Raw genomic sequence first — 16958 nt, 5'->3', positions numbered from 1 at the left:
TCACTCCATTGTGGATGGTCATGGCCGCAGGATCGGCCGGAACCCTTCGAGTACCGCCTGGACGTCGTCCGCGCCGCCGGCGTCGTGGCCGTTGTATTCCCAGACGCCGATCTGCTTCGGGCCCTTGTAGGCGTGGTAGGCGCCGAACACCGTGGACGGCGGCACGATCCCGTCCATCAGCCCGGCGGAGAACCAGGCGGGCGCGGTGGCGCGGGCCGCGAAGCCGACGCCGTCGAAGTAGGACAGCACTTCGAACGTCCGCGCGACGGCGTCCCGCTTGTCGGCCAGGTACCGCGTCAGCTCGACGTACGGCCGCTCCCCCGCGATCAGGCTGGCCCGCCGGAAGTCGCAGAGGAACGGGGCTTGGGCGTGCAGCGCGGCGACGTCCGGGACCAGCGCCGCCGCGGCGAGCGCGATGCCGCCGCCCTGGCTGTTGCCGAGCACCGCGACCCGCGCCGCGTCGACGACGTCGAGCGCGCGCACGGCGTCCACCGCGCGGGCCGCGTCGGCGAAGATCCGCCGGTAGACGTAGGTTTCGCGGCTGTCGATGCCGCGCGTCAGGTGGCCGGGGTACGCGGGTCCGCTGCCGACCGGGTCGGGGGTCACGCCGCCCTGGCCGCGGACGTCGACCTGCAGGTGCGCGTACCCGGCGGACGCCCAGGTCAGCTCCTGCAGCGCGCTCCCCCGGCTGCCGCCGTACCCGTGGAACTGGACGATCGCGGGCCGCGGGCCCTCGACGCCGCGCGGCAGCCGCAGCCAGGCGCGGACCGGGTGGCCGCCGAAGCCGGCGAACTGCACGTCGAAGACGTCGAGGGTCCGCAACGGCGTCTCGACCGGCGTGACTTCCAGGGCCAGGTCGTGGTCGCGGGCGTCGTCGAGGGTCGACGTCCAGAACTCGTCGAAGTCGGCGGGGGCGGCGTAGTCGCTGCGGTACTCCCACAGCGCGGCGAGACCGAGGTCGGTGAGCATCAGAGTCCTTTCAGGACGGTGGACTCGCCGGCCCGCAGCCGCAGTTCGGTCTCCCGGCCGCGGAAGCGCACGCGCACCACGCCGGCCGGGTCGCCGGACAGCCGCCGCAGCACGGCGTAGACCAGCTCACCTTCGCGCCATTCGAGGTCCACCGCGAGCCCACCGCGGCAGCGCAACCCCCGCGCCTCGCCGTTCGCCCACTCCGCGGGCAGCGCCGGGAGCAGCGTGACGACGTCGTTCTGGCTCTGCAGCACCAGTTCCGCGAGCCCGGCGGGGAAGCCGTAGGTGCCGTCGATCTGGAACGGCGGGTGCGTGCTGAACAGGTTGGGCAGCAGCCCGCCCCACTCGGAGCCGTCGACCGGCGCGTCGCGGTGGCGGTCTCCGGTGAAGGGCTGCGACGCCTCGCCGAGCAGTTTCCGCGCGGTCTCGCCGTCGCCGAGCCGCGCGCGCAGGGCGATCTTCCAGGCCCACGACCAGCCCATCGCGCCTGGTCCACGGCGTTCGAGCAGCACTCGCGCCGCCTCGGCGAGGTCCGGCGTCGCGACGGCGTCGATCTGCCCGAGCGGGTAGAGCGCGACCATCTGCGACATGTGCCGGTGCGCCGGATCGTCCTCCGGGAAGTCCTCGGCCCACTCCTGCAGCCAGCCGCCTTCCGTGACGGCGAGCGGACGCAGGCGCGGCAAGGCGAGGGCGATCTCGGCGCACAACGGATCGTGGACGTCGAGCGCGTCCGCCGCGGCGAGGCAACGCTCGAACACCGCGCGAATCAGCGCGACGTCCATCGTCACCGAGTACGCCAGCGACTCCTTCGTCCCGGCTTCGGACAGGAAGAGGTTCTCCGGGGACGTCGACGGGCACGTCTCCAGGAAGCCGTCTTTCTCGATCAGCCAGTCCAGGCAGAACTCCGCGCAACCCCGCAGCAGCGGCCAGGTCGTCACCTCGAGGAAGGTGCGATCGCGGGTGAAGTCCCAGTGCTCCCAGGTGTGCTGGACCAGCCACGCGCCGCCCAGCTGCCAGAGCGCCCACGACGGGTTGCCGTGCCCCATGCCGGCCGGCAGCGCCCAGCCCCACGGGTCGGTGTTGTGGTGGGTGACCCAGCCGCGCGCGCCGTACAGCTCGCGGGCGACGTCGGCGCCGGTGACCGCGAGCTTGCCGAGCAGCTCGAACAGCGGGAGGTGGCACTCGCCGAGCCCGGTCGTCTCGGCGGCCCAGTAGTTCATCTGGGTGTTGATGTTGACCGTGTAGTTGGACGACCAGGCCGGGCGAAGGTCGTCGTTCCAGATGCCCTGCAGGTTCGCGGGTGGCGCACCCGGCCGGGACGCGCCGGCCAGGAGGTAGCGGCCGTACTGGAACAGGACGGTCGCGGTGAGCTGCTCGTCCGTTCCGGACAGCAGTTCGGCGACGTCGTGGGTGCCGCCGCGACGGTCGCCGATCCTGAGCGAGGACGCGCTCAGCAAGGGCCGCAGGTCGGCTTCGTGCGCGCGTCGCAGCTCCGCCGTCCCGGTCTTGATGGCCTGCTCGGCGAGGACCGCGGCGCGTCGACGGTGCTCGTCGCGAGTGTGCTGGCGGTCGCCGATCCAGGCGTCGTACGCGCTGGTCGAGCTGGCCAGGGTGATCAGGACCTGGGTGCGGGTGCGGGTGCGGGTGCGGCTGACGCGGACGGCGACCGCGGCGAAGGGGTCGTAGCCGTCCGCGGTGCCGTACCGCAACGGCTCTTCCACCTGCGGTTCATGCCGCGGCGCGCCGTCGATCGGGATCTCGATGCCGAGGTCGAGGCCATCTCGCGAGACCTCCCGCAGCCGTGTCGACACATCGACTTCGACGTCCAGGGGCCCGGACGACGTCAGTGCGACGCACAGCGCCTGCGCGGGACGGCTCACCCAGGTCGTCCGCTCGACGTCGTGACCGCCGATGGTGAGCCGTTCGGTCGCGACGCCGTTGTCGAGGTTGAGCGTCCGGCCGTGGGAGGTGCCTTCGGGCAGCGTCAGCCAGAGGTCCACATAAGGCAGGAATTCCTGGCTGTACGGCCCTTCGAACGCCATCAGGAGGTCTTCGGCTCGCCGGAAGTCCTTCGCGAACACGGCTTCGCGCACCTCGGCGAGCTGGTCCGGTCCAGCGTCGATGTCCTTCAAAGCAGACGCGGGACCATTCGGCGTGCCGGACCAGACCGTGGCGTCGTTGACCTGGATCCGCGTGCGGCCGGCGCCGCCGAAGACCATCGCGCCGAGCCGGCCGTTGCCGATCGGCATGGCCTCGGTCCATTCCGCGGCCGGGTGTGGCCAGGAGAGCAGGAGATCCGTCATTTCAACCCCGTGAAGCCGATGGAATTGACCAAGCGGCGGCCGAACGCCACGAACAGCAGGAGCATCGGGAGCGCGGCGACGAGCGTGGCGGCCATCAGGCCGGCCCAGTCCAGGGCCGCCTGCGGCGACGACTGCTTGAACACCGCGAGCGCCAAGGTCAGCGGGCGGACGGTGTCGTCGTTGGTGACCAGCAGCGGCCACAGGTAGTCGTTCCAGGTGTTGATGAACGTCAGCAGGCCCAGGGTCGCAATCGGGGCGGCGCTCATCGGGAGCACGATCCGGAAGCAGACGCGCAGCGGGCCGGCGCCGTCGATGATCGCGGCTTCCTCGATCTCGGTGCTGAGGCCGAGCATGAACTGGCGCAGGAAGAAGATGTTGAACGCGGAGAAGAACGCCGTCGGCAGGATCATCCCGCCGAAGCTGTTGAGCAGACCGAGGTCCTTGATCAGCACGAAGTTCGGCAGCAGCGTCAGCACCTGCGGCACCATCAACGCGGTCAGCAGCACCGCGAACAGCGCGTTGCGCCCCTTCCACCGCAGCCGCGAGAACGCGAACGCGGCCAGCGCGGAGAAGAACACCGTGCAGACGGTGAGCAGCACCGCGTAGACGATCGAGTTCCGCAGCGCCGACAGCAGGTCGATCGACGCGGCCGACCCGCCCTGCGCGGCGGCTTCGGCCGGGGACGCCAGGCCGAGCGCGCGTTTGAACGCGCCCAGCGTGAAGTCGACCGGGACCAGTGAAGACGGGTCCGTCGCCATCGCGTAGTTGTTCGACAGCGCCGTCCGCACGATCCAGTAGAACGGGAAGATCGTCACCACCAGGACGATCACGAGGTACGCCCAGGCGACGAGCCGGCCCGGGGACAACCGTCTGCGCACGAAACCTCCTAATCGGTGTCGGACTCGCCGGCGCGAGCCATCCGGAGCTGAGCGAAGGTGACGGCGGCCAGCAGCACGAACAGCGCGAGCGACATGGTCGCGGCGTACCCGAAGTCGAACTGGCCGAACGCCTTGTCGTAGATGTACATCTGCAGCACCTTCGACGCGTCCGCCGGACCGCCCTTGGTCGTCACCTGCACGATGTCGAAGATCTGGAACGAGCTGATCACCGTCAGCACCACGACCATCACCAGGATCGGCCGCAGCAGCGGCACGGTGAGCCGGCGGAACATCTGCAGCTCGCTCGCGCCGTCGATCCGGCCGGCCTCGTAGATCGTCGCCGGGATGGTCTGCAGCCCGGCGAAGATCAGGACCGCGTTGTAGCCCATGGACTTCCAGACGTTGAGCCCGGCCAGCGTCGGCACCGCCCAGCCGCCCGAGCCGAAGAACAGCACCGGCTCGCCGGTGAGCTTCGTGATGACGACGTTGACGATGCCGAGCTGCGGGTCGAGCATCCACGACCAGACCAGCGCGGTGACGACGCCGGAGATGAGGAACGGCAGGATCATCAGCCCGCGGACGGTGGCCGACACCGCGAGCCGGTGCAGGATCACCGCCGTCACCAGGGAAACCAGGATGCCCAGCACCACCGAGACCGTCACGAAGTAGATCGTGACGACCAGCGAGTGCCAGAACGTGGCGTCGCCGAAGAGTTCCCGGAAGTTGCCCAGGCCGATCCAGCGCGGTTCGGACAGGACGTGGAACTCGGTGAAGCTCAGGTACAGCCCGCGCAGGGTCGGGTAGGCGAAGAACACGGCGAACCCGGCGAGCGCGGGGCTGATGAGCAGCCACGCGATCGGCGCGTCCCGCCGGTGGGCGACCGACCCCACTAGACGGTGATCTTGTCGACGTCGTAGACGTACCCGGCCTGGTTGCCGATCTGGACCGTGTTGGCGCCGGCCTGGAGCCACACCTGGACGGTCGTGCTCTGCGGCGTGTTCCAGTCGTCGTCGTTGCTCCCGGCGACGGGCAGCGGGAACGAGCTGCCGTTGATCGTCACGATGCCGGTCCGGCTGGAGTCGGCGTCCACATAGGACAACTGCAGGAGGTAGACGCCGGCCTTGGGCACGGTCACCGCCGGCAGCACGACGTAGCCGCTGCCACCGAGGTAGCCGACCTTCTTGCCGCCCGAGCACGCGCAGTCGTAGACGGTCGCGCCGCCCTGCGGAGTGCCGTTCTCCGCCTCGTACGTCTTCGGGCCGTCGGCTGCCGGTGTCGTCAGGGAGTACTTCTGGCTCGGCGCGGACGGGCGGCCGTTCCACTGGTTCGCCACAACCGTGAAGTCGTACGCGGTCGAGGCCTTGAGCCCGGTGACGGTCGCGTTGGCGGTGTTGGTGGACGTCATTTTGTGACCGTTCGCGAAGACGTCGTAGTTCTGCGCGCCCTTCGACGCGTCCCAGGCCAGCGAGACGGCGGTGCCGGTGACGCCGGTGGCGTGCACGACACCAGGCGCCTGCAGCGTGTCGCGGTCGCGCGGGGTGACCTTCAGCAGGCGCGAGCCGTGCACCGGCAGGTCGGCGGAAGCGGTGCTTTCCTTGTGGGACCAGAGGTCGCGGATCTGGACCGGGCCGGTGATGCCGAGCTGTGCGAGGTCCGCGGTGACGCGGGCGGGCGTCGCGGCGAGGTTGAACAGGGCGACCGTGTAGCTGCCGTCGGCGTTGCGGTTCGACCAGACCTGCTGGTCGCTGGTCTGGCTCACCGGCTTGGCGGGAATCCCGGCCTGGTTGACGGCGATGACCTCGTCGTTGGTCAGGAGCTTGACGCCGTAGTCGTCGAGCTGGGTCAGGTCGTCGCCGATGTAGAGCGGCGCGGCCTCGATCGCCCAGAGCGTCATGTAACTCTGGCGCTCGGCCTCGGTGAGGCCGTCCATCTTTCCGCTGCCGACGTCGAGGGAGTCGAGGTTGTTCCAGTGCCCGGGGCCGGCGTCGGGGATCCACTGCACGACGTCGTTCCAGCGCTGCTTGACCGAGTTGTTCCAGGTCACGAGGGTGTCGCAGTAGCACTCGACATCGGTGTCGACGCGCCAGCCGTTCGTGTTCGCCTTCCAGACATCGGCCTGGCGGTGGCTCAGCGCCCAGGAGACGACGACCTCCATCGGGCGGCCGGTTTTGGCGATGGCTCTGTGCCACGCCTCGACGTCGGTGGTGTTGGTGTAGTTCGGGCCGCCCTTGAAGGAGCCGGGGCCGACGCCGTCGAGCTTGAGGAAGTCGACGCCCCAGCCGGCCAGCAGCTGCGCCACGGAGTCCACGTAGGACTGGGCGCACGGGTCCGTGAAGTCGATCTTGTAGGCGGAGTCCCAGCCGTTGGTCTTGCGCAGGTCGGGGTAGACGAGGTCTTTGGTGTGGCAGTTCGTGGTGCCCGCGATCGGGGAGTTGCCGTCGTTGTAGGCCTTGAGGTCCAGGCCGACCGCCAGGTACGAGCCGAGCTTGAGGCCCTTCTTGTGGACGTAGTCGGCGACGTACTTCATGCCGTCCGGGAACGTCGCCGGGTTGACCACTGGGCGGGCGTACTGGTCAAAGGCGTTGGACCAGCCGGCGTCGATGTTGACGTACTCGTAGCCGTGCTGCTTGAACTTCGCCGCGAGGACGTCCGCCTGCTGCAGGACGTGCTTTTCGGTGAGCCAGCTCGCCGAACCGGTCGGGTTGACGCCGGGGTAGTTCGTCGACTCGAGGCTCCAGCTGCTCCAGCCCAGGTACGGCTTCTGGGCGAGCGGCTGCTGCCGGTTCTCCGGGGCCGCTTGGGCCGCTTGGGCCGCTTGGGCCGCTTGGGCCGCTGTCGGCGCCGTGAGCAGGCCCGCGAGCACGGTCAAGCCGCCGAGGACACCCAGGGCCCGGCTGACACGGGAGGCTGCCATTGACCACTCCTTCGAGGTCGGGAGAACTACGTCAGACATCGGAGGACCACGGCCCGTATTGCGAGAACCATGGATCCTATAGGATCGACGACTGGAGATTCTGACTGCACAGGCCCGATGCTGTCAACGCTTGCGCGTGACCAAAGATCTGATGAATCGGAAGTTGTCGGGGGTGGCGGTTAGGTTCGAGGCATGTTGACCACGCTGGCCGTCGAGAACTACCGCTCGCTGCGCGACCTGGTGCTGCCGCTGTCCGGGCTTACCGTCGTCACCGGGCCGAACGGCAGCGGCAAGTCGAGCCTGTACCGGGCGCTGCGGCTGCTGGCGGACGCGTCCCGCAACGGCGCCGTGGCGGCGCTGGCCCACGAGGGCGGGCTGCCGTCGACGCTGTGGGCCGGCCCGGAGACGATCGGGCGGTCGGTGCGCGAGGGGCGCACGCCGGTCCGGGGCACGGTGCGGACGAAGGCCCGCGGCCTGCGGCTGGGGTTCGCGGGCGACGAGTACGGCTACGCGCTCGACCTGGGCCTGCCGCAGCCCCTGGACACGATGTTCAACCGCGACCCGGAGTTCAAGCGCGAGGCGGTGTGGTCCGGCCCGGTGCTCCGCCCGTCGGCGTTGCTGGCCGACCGCTCGGGCCCGGCGGTCCGCACGCGGGTGGCGTCCGGCGGCTGGGGCGAGGACGTCCACAAGATCCGGTTGACGGACAGCATGCTGAGCGAGTTCGCCGACCCGAGGGCGTGCCCGGAGCTGCTGGTGGTCCGCGAGCGCATCCGCGGTTGGCGGTTCTACGACCACTTCCGCACGGACGCGGCGGCTCCGGCCCGCCAGTCCCAGATCGGCACCCGCACCCCGGTGCTCTCCCACGACGGCGCCGACCTGGCGGCGGCCTTGCGCACGATCATCGAGATCGGCCGCGCTTCGGAGCTGGACGCGGTGGTGGACCAGGCGTTCCCGGGATCACGCCTGGAGGTGGTGGCACCGGAGGGCCGGTTCACGGTCCGCTTCCACCAGCACGGCCTGCTGCGCCCGCTGGAAACCGCCGAGCTGTCGGACGGAACTCTACGGTTCCTGCTGTGGGTGGCGGCGCTGCTGACGCCGCGTCCCCCGGAACTGCTGGTGCTGAACGAGCCGGAGACCAGCCTGCACCCGGACCTGTTGCCGGCGTTGGCATCGCTGATCGCCGTCGCGGCGAAGGAGACCCAGGTGGTGGTGGTCTCGCACGCGCAGCCGCTGATCAGGGCGCTGTCGGAGATCGCGGAGGTGGGCGAGGTGGAGCTGGAGAAGGAGTACGGCGAGACGAAGCTGGTCGGCCAGGGGAGGTTGGACCGCCCGTCGTGGCACTGGCCCACCCGCTGACGCCTGGCCCCAGCGGGTGGGCTCGCGTACCGGGAGAGTCGGCTCACGTACCCAGAGGGTCGGTTCGCGTACCCAGAGGGTCGGCTCGCGTGCCGGGAGAGTCGATTCGCGAGCCGACTGCTCAGGTTCGTGAGCCGACCGTCCAGGTACGTGAGCCGACCGTGTGGGTACGAGAGGCGACTGTCCAGGTACGGGTCAGCGGCCCTTGGTGCTTTCGCGGATCTCCAGTGCGAACGGTGTCTGGACGTCCTGTGGTGGTGCCGACTTCTCCCCCGTGATGCGGCGGTGCACCAGGTCGATCGCCGCTTCCGCCAACGCCGTCTTGTCCGGGGCGATCGTCGTCAACGCCGGTAGGGAGAACGCGCTCTCCTCGTTGTTGTCGAAGCCCACGATCGCGACGTCCTCGGGTACCCGGAGCCCCAGCTCCGCCACCGCCCGCAGTGCGCCGATCGCCAGCAGGTCGTTGAAACAAAAGACCGCATCAGGCCGCGACGGCAACGCCAGCAGCGACTTCATCGCCGCCGCTCCGTAACCTCGGTGCCACTTCTCGGCCGGCGCCACCAGGGAGTCCGAATAGGACAGTCCCGCGTCGGTCAGCGCGGAGCGGTAGCCCGCAAGGCGCTGGGACGACGTGCCGCGCGCCGGGTTGCGGCCGATCGCCGCGATGCGGGTGCGGCCCAGGGAGGCCAGGTGGGACACGGCCATGTGCGCGGCCAGGACGTTGTCTATCGCGACGTGATCGATGGGGACGTCGACCGCGTGCTCGCCCAGCATCACCAGGGGGATGCCGCCCGGTTCGTCCGGAAAATCCGCGGCCTCCAGCGCCTCCGGGTGGACCAGCGCGCCGTCGACCAGGTGGGGGCCCAGCGACGACAGCGTCTTGCGCTCGCGCTCGCGTGTGCCCTGGGTCTGTTCGATCAAGACACTCCAGCCGCGTTTCTGGGCCGCCGTGATGACCAGGCCGGCGAGTTCGCCGAAGTACGGGATGGACAGCTCCGGCACCATCAGCGCCAGGAACCCGGTGCGGCCGCGACGCAGGTTGCGCGCCCCCACGTTCGGCCGGTAACCGGTCGCCGCCAGGGCTTCTTCGACGCGCCGGCGGTTCTCCGGCTTGACGAAGGCATAGCCGTTCACCACGTTCGACACCGTCTTCACCGACACTCCGGCGAGCGTGGCGACGTCCTTGAGCGTCACGGTCACGGGCGATCCCTTCACATCGGCGTGAGCCAGAGCATAGCGACAATTTGCCGGTTTACAACGTTGTTCCAACGATGTAAAAAGTACCTCAAGGCTCCCGCGGTGACTCCGATCACCCCGGTGAGCGGGCCACCACCGTCGCTGCCCGAGGAGTCGCTGTGCCGCTGTCCACCCGTCCCCGCCTGGTCCTGGTCACCGCGGCCGCCGCCGCGCTCACCCTCACCTCCTGCACCGCTCGGGAGGAGACCCCGGCCGCACCGTCGAACGGCGGCGGGCCGGCCGCGTCCGCCTCTTCCGCCGCGCCCTCCGCCGACGGCTGCACGCTGGCGAAGACCGGCTACCCCAAGATCGACCCGAAGACCGCGGTGATCGGCTTCTCGCAGTCCGAAAAGGAGGCCAACCCCTTCCGGATCGCCGAGACGCAGTCCATTCGCGACCAGGCCGCGAAGCTCGGCATCCCCACCGACAAGCTGCTCGTCACCAACGCCCAGAGCGACCTCAACCGGCAGATCAGCGACATCAAGTCGCTGCTCGACCGGGGCGCGCAGCTGCTGATCGTCGCGCCGCTGAACTCCGACGGCCTCCAGCCGGCGCTCGACGCCGCGAAGGCCAAGAAGGTCCCGGTCGTCACCGTCGACCGCAAGGTGACGTCGGCGCCGTGCACCGACTACCTGACCTTCATCGGCTCCAACTTCGTCGAGCAGGGCAAGCGCGCGGCCGACGCGATGGTGAAGGCGACCGGCGGTAACGGGAAGGTTGCGATCCTGCTCGGCGCGTCGGGCAACAACGTGACGACCGACCGCACCTCGGGCTTCAAGGACGAGCTGGCCAAGACGCCCGGCCTGTCCGTGGTCGCCGAGCAGACCGGCGAGTTCGACCGGTCCAAGGGCCAGGCCGTCATGGAGCAGCTCATCCAGAGCCACCCGGACCTCACCGCCGTCTACGCCGAGAACGACGAGATGGGCATCGGCGCCGTCAACGCGCTCAAGACCGCGGGCAAGGCGCCGGGCAAGGACGTCAAGGTCGTCTCGGTCGACGGCACGCGCAACGCCGTGCAGCTGATCGCCGACGGCAGCTACAACGCCGTCATCGAGTCCAACCCGCGCTTCGGCCAGCTCGCCTTCGACACGCTCCAGAAGTTCGCCGACGGCCAGCCGATCGCGCCGAGCATCGTGATCACCGACGACCAGTACGACGAGACCAACGCGGCGCAGAAGGTCGGGAACGCGTACTGATGACCGCAGCCACCGAAGAGGACGTCGCGATGACGACCGCACCGGTGCTCGAGGTGGCCGGGGTGACCAAACGGTTCCCCGGCACCCTCGCGCTCGACGACGTCAGCTTCCGGCTCGCCCCCGGCGAGGTGCACGCCCTCGTCGGGGAGAACGGCGCCGGCAAGTCGACGCTGATCAAGGTGCTCACCGGCGTCTACCAGCCCGACGAGGGCGAGGTCCGCCACCTCGGCGAGCCGGTGACGTTCAAGCGGCCGATCGAAGCGCAGCGGGCCGGGATCTCCACGATCTACCAGGAGGTCAACCTCGTCCCGCTGATGAGCATCGCCAGCAACGTCTTCCTCGGCCGCGAACCGCGCACCAGAGCGGGGCTCGTCGACTGGTCCAAGATGTACGCCGACGCCCGCGAGCTGCTCAAGGGCTACGGCATCGACGACGACGTCAAGCGCCCGCTGCACACCCTGGGCGTCGGCGCGCAGCAGATGGTCGCCCTCGCCCGCGCGGTGTCGACCGAGGCGAAGGTCGTCATCATGGACGAACCGACGTCGTCGCTCGAACCGCGTGAGGTCGAGACGCTCTTCCAGGTGCTGAACCGGTTGCACGCCGAAGGCATCGCGATCGTCTACGTCAGCCACCGGATGGACGAGCTGTACCGGGTCTGCGACAGCGTCACCGTGCTGCGCGACGGCCGCGTCGTCCACAGTGGACCGCTGGCCAAGCTCCCGCGCATCGAGCTGGTGTCGCTGATGCTCGGGCGCGAGATCCGCCAGATCCGCGAAGAAGGCGTCACGGCGTTCGGCGAGGAACACGACGTCGAGCGCGAACCGCTGCTCAAGGCCGAGCACCTGTCCGGTATGCGCCGGCTGCACGACGTCTCGGTCAGCATCCGGCCCGGCGAGGTCGTCGGCCTGGCCGGGCTGCTCGGCTCCGGCCGCAGCGAGACCGCGCGGGCCATCGTCGGCGCGTTCCCGCTCGACGGCGGATCCGTGCTGCTCGCCGGAAAGCCGCTCAAGAAGGGCAAGGTCGCGGCGGCGATGCGCGCGGGCATCGCGCTGCTGGCCGAGGACCGCAAGACCGACGGGATCATCCCGAACCTGTCGGTCCGCGAGAACATCGTGCTCGCCGCGCTCCCGACGCTCTCGCCGTTCGGCCTGGTCAGCAAGGCCAAGCAGGACAAGGTCGTGAAGATCTTCATGGAGCGCCTGCGGATCAAGGCTTCGAGCCCCGAGCAGAAGGTGTCCGAGCTGTCCGGCGGCAACCAGCAGAAGGTGCTGCTCGCCCGCTGGCTCGCCACCGGCCCGAAGATCCTGCTGCTCGACGAGCCGACCCGCGGCATCGACGTCGGCGCGAAGGCCGAGGTCCAGGCGCTGATCGACGAACTCGCGAAGGAAGGCCTCGGCGTGCTGCTCATCTCGTCCGAGCTGGAAGAGCTGATCGACGGCTCGGACCGCGTCGTCGTCCTGCGCGACGGCTCGGTCGTCGGCGAGCTGACCGGCGACGGCATCACCGAGGAAAACGTCCTGGCCGCGATCGCAGCGGAAGGTGACAACGATGTCTAGCGCCACCCTGACCAGGGCACCGGACCGGGCCAAGGTCACCGCCTGGCTGCAGAACTACGGCGTCTACCTGGCCGTCGTCGTGCTGCTGCTGTTCAACGTCTTCTTCACCGAGAACTTCCTGTCCGCGGCCAACTTCCGCACGCAGCTGGTGCAGGCCGCGCCGGTCTGCATCGTCGCGCTCGGCATGGCGCTGGTGATCGGCACCGAGGGCATCGACCTGTCGGTCGGCTCGGTGATGTCGATCGCCGCCGCGCTCATCCCGCTCTACCTCGGCGCCGGGCCGCTGACGGCGGTCATCGTCGCGGTGATCGCGGGCATCCTGTCCGGCCTGTTCAGCGGCTACCTGGTGGCCTACCTGGGGATCCAGCCGATCATCGCGACACTGGCGCTGCTCGTCGGCGGCCGCGGGCTCGCGCTCGTGATCGCGCACGGCCAGCTCGTCCAGCTGCGCAACGAGGACTTCCTGGCGCTGGGCACGGGTGACGTCCTCGGCGTGCCGGTCATGGTCATCGTCGCGGGCGTGCTCGCGGTGCTGGCCGGGTTGCTGGTGCAGCGCACGACGTTCGGCCGCCAGCTGGTCGCCGTCGGCGGCAACCGGACGGCCAGCTCCCTGGCCGGGCTCCCGGTGAAGCGCGTGCTGGTCGGCGTCTACGTCATCTCCGGGGCGCTGGCCGCGGTGGCCGGCGTGCTCGCGACGTCGCGGCTGGGCGCCAGCGACCCCAACGACCTCGGCCTGCTGATGGAGCTGTCCGCGATCACCGCGGTCGTCGTCGGCGGCACGCCGCTGACCGGCGGCCGGGTCCGCGTGCTCGGCACCGTGTTCGGCGCGCTGCTCATGCAGCTGGTGCACGCCACCCTGATCAAGCACAACCTGCCGGACTCGACGGCGCAGATGGTCCAGGCGGCCATCATCGTCGTCGCCGTCTACGTCGCCCGTGAGCGGAGCCGCAAATGACCGCCACCCAGACGACAGCTCGCAACGCCGCGTTCGCCGGGGTGCTGCAGCGCCAGGGCGCGGCCGTCGTGCTCGTGCTCGGCCTCGCCGCCGCGTGGTTCGCGTTCCCGCGCTTCGGGTCCGCGGACAACCTGCGCGACCTCGCGCTGCAGGGCTCGTTCCTCGCGGTGATCGCGCTCGGCATGACGTTCGTGATCATCTCCGGCGGCATCGACCTGTCGGTCGGCTCGAACTACGCGCTCGGCGGCGTGCTCGCCGCGTACGGCGCGCAGTACGGCCTGCTCGTGGCGCTCCTGCTGCCGCTGGTGGTGTGCTCGGCGATCGGCTTCCTCAACGGCGTGCTCATCGCCCGCACCGGGATGGCGCCGTTCATCGTGACGCTGGCGACGCTGCTGTTCGCCCGCGGCCTGCTGCTCGCCATCACCTCCGAAGGCGCGACGACGTTCAAGATCGAGCCCGGCTCGGCGATCCTCTGGCTCGGGCAGGGCACGATCTTCGGCGTCGGCGTCCCGGTGTACCTGACGCTCGTCCTCTTCGCACTCGGCGGCGTCCTGTTGCGGCGCACCGGGTTCGGCCAGTCGGTGTTCGCCATCGGCGGTGCCGAGCAGTCGGCGCTGCTGATGGGCCTGCCGGTGGTCCGCACGAAGATCGCGCTCTACACGCTGAGCGGCGCCCTCGCCGGCTTCGCGGGCATCCTCACCGCCGCGTACCTGCAGTCCGGCGTCACGGTGATCGGCGTCGGCACCGAGCTGGACGCGATCTCGGTCGTCGTCATCGGCGGCACGCTGCTCACCGGCGGCGCCGGGACGATCGTCGGCACGCTCGTCGGCGTGCTGCTGCGGGTGCTGATCCAGAACGTCATCAACCAGGTCGGCACGCTCGACTCCAACTACCAGACGGTGGTGAGCGGGGCCTTCCTGCTCATCGTCGTGGTGATCCAGCGCCTGCTGGCTCGGTCCCGAACCCGCTGAGCTCCCTTCCCCTCACCAGGAGGTCTCAACGATGTTTCGTCCTGCCCTCAGAACCCGCCGATGGCTCACCGCCACCGCCGCGTTCGCCGTCGCGGTGGCCGGTCTCGGCACCGTGCCGGCGGCGGCGAGTGCCGCGGCCGCACCCCAGTGGCAGCGACTGACGCCCCCGCTGTCCACGCCGTGGACGAAGGACGTCTCGCCTGCCAACGCCCTGCCCGACTACCCGCGGCCGCAGCTGACCCGCGACAAGTGGCAGAACCTCAACGGCGTCTGGGAGTTCGCCAAGGCGACCCCGGGTGAGGCCGCGCCGATCGGGAAGACGCTCGGCGAGCGGATCCTCGTGCCGTACCCGGTCGAGTCCGCGCTGTCCGGGATCATGCGCCACGAGACGAACATGTGGTACCGCCGCACCTTCGAGGTGCCCAAGAACTGGCAGGTCGGCAAGGGACAGCGGCTGCAACTGCACTTCCAGACCGTCGACTACGACGCCACGGTCATCGTCAACGGCAAGACCGTCACCCGCCACACCGGCGGCTACGACTCGTTCGCCGTCGACGTCACCGACGCGCTGACCACGGCCAAGACCCAGGAGATCGTCGTCGGCGTCGCCGACCCGAACGACCAGGGCGGGCAGCCGATCGGCAAGCAGCGCCAGCCCGGCGACGGCATCTTCTACACGCCGTCCTCCGGCATCTGGCAGACCGTCTGGATGGAGCCGGTCGCCTCGGCGCACATCGACCGCCTCGACACCACCCCGGACGCCGCGTCCGGGTCGGTCACGATCAACGCCGTGGTCGGCGGCCCGGTCAAGCAGCGCGTCGAAGCGATCGCCTACGACCACGGCCGCCAGGTCGGGCGCGTCACCGGTGACGCGAACAAGCCGTTGAAGCTCAAGGTGGACCGGCCGCACCTGTGGACGCCGGACGACCCGTTCCTCTACGACCTGAAGGTGCGACTGTCCACAGGGGACGAAGCCGGTTCGTACTTCGGCATCCGGTCGGTCAGCGTCGGCAAGACCGCCGACGGCAAGCAGCGGATGCTGCTCAACGGCAAGTTCGTCATGCAGGTCGGCCCGCTGGACCAGGGTTTCTGGCCGGACGGCATCTACACCGCGCCGACCGACGCGGCCCTGAAGTTCGACCTGCAGCAGGAGAAGGCGCTCGGCTTCAACATGGTGCGCAAGCACATCAAGGTCGAGCCGGACCGCTGGTACTACTACGCCGACAAGCTCGGGCTGCTGGTGTGGCAGGACATGCCGGCGATGAAGGACGACGTCGAGCCGAGCACCGCGTCGCGCGTCAACTACGAGTCCGAGATGCGGCGGATGATCGACCAGCACCGCAGCTTCCCGTCGATCGTCACGTGGGTGCCGTTCAACGAGGGCTGGGGCGACTACGAGGTCGGCCGGATCGCCGACGAGGTCAAGTCGTGGGACTCCTCGCGGCTGGTCGACGCCGAGTCCGGCGTCAACTGCTGCCGGTCCGAACCGGACAGTGGCGCCGGTGACATCTACGACGACCACACCTACACCGGGCCGGGAACGCCGGTGCAGACCGGCACGCGTGCCGCGGTCGACGGTGAGTACGGCGGGCTCGGCCTGAAGGTCGCCGGGCACGAGTTCGACCCGGCGGGCAGCTTCGCCTACGAGATGGAGCCCGACAGCGCGACGCTGACCCGGCGCTACGGCGAACTCCAGCAGCGCCTGCTGCTGATCGCCCAGCGGTGCGGCGTCTCGGCCGGCGTCTACACGCAGACCACCGACGTCGAGAAGGAGGTCAACGGCTTCTTCACCTACGACAGGCAGGTGAAGAAGATGGACTTCGCGGCGGTCCGCGCGGCCAACCAGGCGGTCATCAAGGGCGCCACCGGCAAGCCGGTGTCCGGGCCTTCGGTGCCGGCGGGCACGCCGGGGATCGACGGCATCGCCGCCTACCCGTTCGACGAGAACACCGGAACCGTGGCCGCGGACGCGGTCGGCGACCACGACGCGACGCTGGTCGGCGGCGCGTCCTGGACCGAGGGCAAGAGCGGTTCGGCACTGGCGGTGAACGGGTCGGGCCAGTACGCCGACACGGGCGCGTCGCTGGTGAACACCGAAGGCAGCTACAGCGCGGCGGCGTGGGTCAAGTTCAACGCCATCGGCGACGGCTTCCAGACGGTGGTCAGCCAGGACGGCGACAACACCAGCGCGTTCTTCCTGCAGTACTCGGGCGCGGACCACCGGCTGGCGTTCAGCTTCGTGGGCACGCGGGCTTTGGCGCCGACGGCCCCGGAGGCGAACCGCTGGTACCACGTGGTCGGCGTCCGCGACGCGGTTTCGGGCACGCTGAAGCTGTACGTGGACGGCCAGCTGGCGGCCACGAAGAGCGTCTGCCTCGGCGACGCTTCGACGGGCCACACGGTGATCGGCCGAGGAAAGTACGGCGGCGGCCCGGTCGACTACCTCGACGGCGCGGTCGACCAGGTGCACGTCTACGACCGCGCACTGTCCGACGCGGACGTGAGTGCCTTGTACAGCAGCGGAAAGTAGCCGGTTTCGTCCGGAAAGGCCGCATCGGGAAGATCCCGGTGCGGCCTTTCCGCGTTCCCGGGTAACACCATCCGGACCCCCCTCGATACGGGAC

Annotated in this window: 12 protein-coding genes; 6 read left to right on the top strand and 6 right to left on the bottom strand. The window is 69.8% G+C overall.

The features are described from left to right. Nucleotides 1–18 precede the first annotated feature (18 nt). The 5 genes from OG439_RS45465 to OG439_RS45445 are packed head-to-tail and all read right to left on the bottom strand — an operon-like array spanning nucleotide 19 to nucleotide 7064. A complete protein-coding gene (locus tag OG439_RS45465; protein WP_326946522.1) occupies nucleotides 19–969 on the bottom strand; it encodes an acetylxylan esterase in 951 nt (316 codons plus the stop codon). After that, nucleotides 969–3272 carry a glycosyl hydrolase family 95 catalytic domain-containing protein gene (locus OG439_RS45460; RefSeq protein WP_326946521.1) on the bottom strand — a complete coding sequence of 768 codons (2304 nt, stop codon included), beginning with the start codon at nucleotides 3270–3272 and terminating at the stop codon, nucleotides 969–971. Before OG439_RS45460 ends, OG439_RS45465 begins: the two co-directional genes overlap by 1 nt. Continuing rightward, entirely contained in the window at nucleotides 3269–4150 is an 882-nt protein-coding gene (locus OG439_RS45455; protein WP_326946520.1) for a carbohydrate ABC transporter permease, read from the bottom strand. Before OG439_RS45455 ends, OG439_RS45460 begins: the two co-directional genes overlap by 4 nt. Before the next feature lie 8 nt (nucleotides 4151–4158). Continuing rightward, nucleotides 4159–5040, bottom strand: coding sequence for a carbohydrate ABC transporter permease (locus OG439_RS45450; RefSeq protein ID WP_326946519.1), 882 nt, complete (start codon nucleotides 5038–5040; stop codon nucleotides 4159–4161). Next, nucleotides 5040–7064, bottom strand: a complete 2025-nt coding sequence (locus OG439_RS45445) for a CBM35 domain-containing protein (RefSeq protein WP_326946518.1) — start codon at nucleotides 7062–7064, stop codon at nucleotides 5040–5042. Before OG439_RS45445 ends, OG439_RS45450 begins: the two co-directional genes overlap by 1 nt. Before the next feature lie 192 nt (nucleotides 7065–7256). Here OG439_RS45445 and OG439_RS45440 point away from each other — a divergent pair, with 192 nt between their 5' ends. Next, nucleotides 7257–8420 carry an AAA family ATPase gene (locus OG439_RS45440; protein ID WP_326946517.1) on the top strand — a complete coding sequence of 388 codons (1164 nt, stop codon included), beginning with the start codon at nucleotides 7257–7259 and terminating at the stop codon, nucleotides 8418–8420. Nucleotides 8421–8615: 195 nt separating this feature from the next. Here the strand turns inward: OG439_RS45440 and OG439_RS45435 are convergent, their stop codons facing one another. Next, on the bottom strand, nucleotides 8616–9620 hold the full coding sequence (locus tag OG439_RS45435; protein WP_326946516.1) for a LacI family DNA-binding transcriptional regulator: 1005 nt from the start codon (nucleotides 9618–9620) through the stop codon (nucleotides 8616–8618). Nucleotides 9621–9775: 155 nt separating this feature from the next. On the opposite strand from OG439_RS45435, the gene OG439_RS45430 reads away from it, so the two are divergent. Genes OG439_RS45430 through OG439_RS45410 form a run of 5 tightly spaced genes read left to right on the top strand, consistent with a single transcriptional unit; the run spans nucleotide 9776 to nucleotide 16864 of the window. Next, on the top strand, nucleotides 9776–10852 hold the full coding sequence (locus tag OG439_RS45430; RefSeq protein WP_247061395.1) for an ABC transporter substrate-binding protein: 1077 nt from the start codon (nucleotides 9776–9778) through the stop codon (nucleotides 10850–10852). Next, the gene (locus OG439_RS45425; RefSeq protein ID WP_326946515.1) at nucleotides 10852–12408 is read left to right on the top strand and encodes a sugar ABC transporter ATP-binding protein; all 1557 of its coding nucleotides are present in this window, start codon (nucleotides 10852–10854) and stop codon (nucleotides 12406–12408) included. The genes OG439_RS45430 and OG439_RS45425 overlap by 1 nt, the downstream gene beginning before the upstream one ends. Continuing rightward, complete coding sequence (locus OG439_RS45420; protein WP_326946514.1) at nucleotides 12401–13363, top strand: ABC transporter permease; 963 nt, start codon at nucleotides 12401–12403, stop codon at nucleotides 13361–13363. Before OG439_RS45425 ends, OG439_RS45420 begins: the two co-directional genes overlap by 8 nt. Beyond that, a complete protein-coding gene (locus OG439_RS45415; RefSeq protein WP_247061390.1) occupies nucleotides 13360–14334 on the top strand; it encodes an ABC transporter permease in 975 nt (324 codons plus the stop codon). The genes OG439_RS45420 and OG439_RS45415 overlap by 4 nt, the downstream gene beginning before the upstream one ends. Before the next feature lie 31 nt (nucleotides 14335–14365). Then, nucleotides 14366–16864, top strand: a complete 2499-nt coding sequence (locus OG439_RS45410) for a LamG-like jellyroll fold domain-containing protein (RefSeq protein WP_326946513.1) — start codon at nucleotides 14366–14368, stop codon at nucleotides 16862–16864. The last annotated feature ends 94 nt before the right edge of the window (nucleotides 16865–16958 follow it).

Origin of the sequence: Amycolatopsis sp. NBC_01307 (assembly GCF_035975215.1) — a bacterium.
Classification (GTDB): domain Bacteria; phylum Actinomycetota; class Actinomycetes; order Mycobacteriales; family Pseudonocardiaceae; genus Amycolatopsis.
Note: the sequence above shows the minus strand (reverse complement) of the source record. Positions and strands in the feature narration are given on the sequence as shown.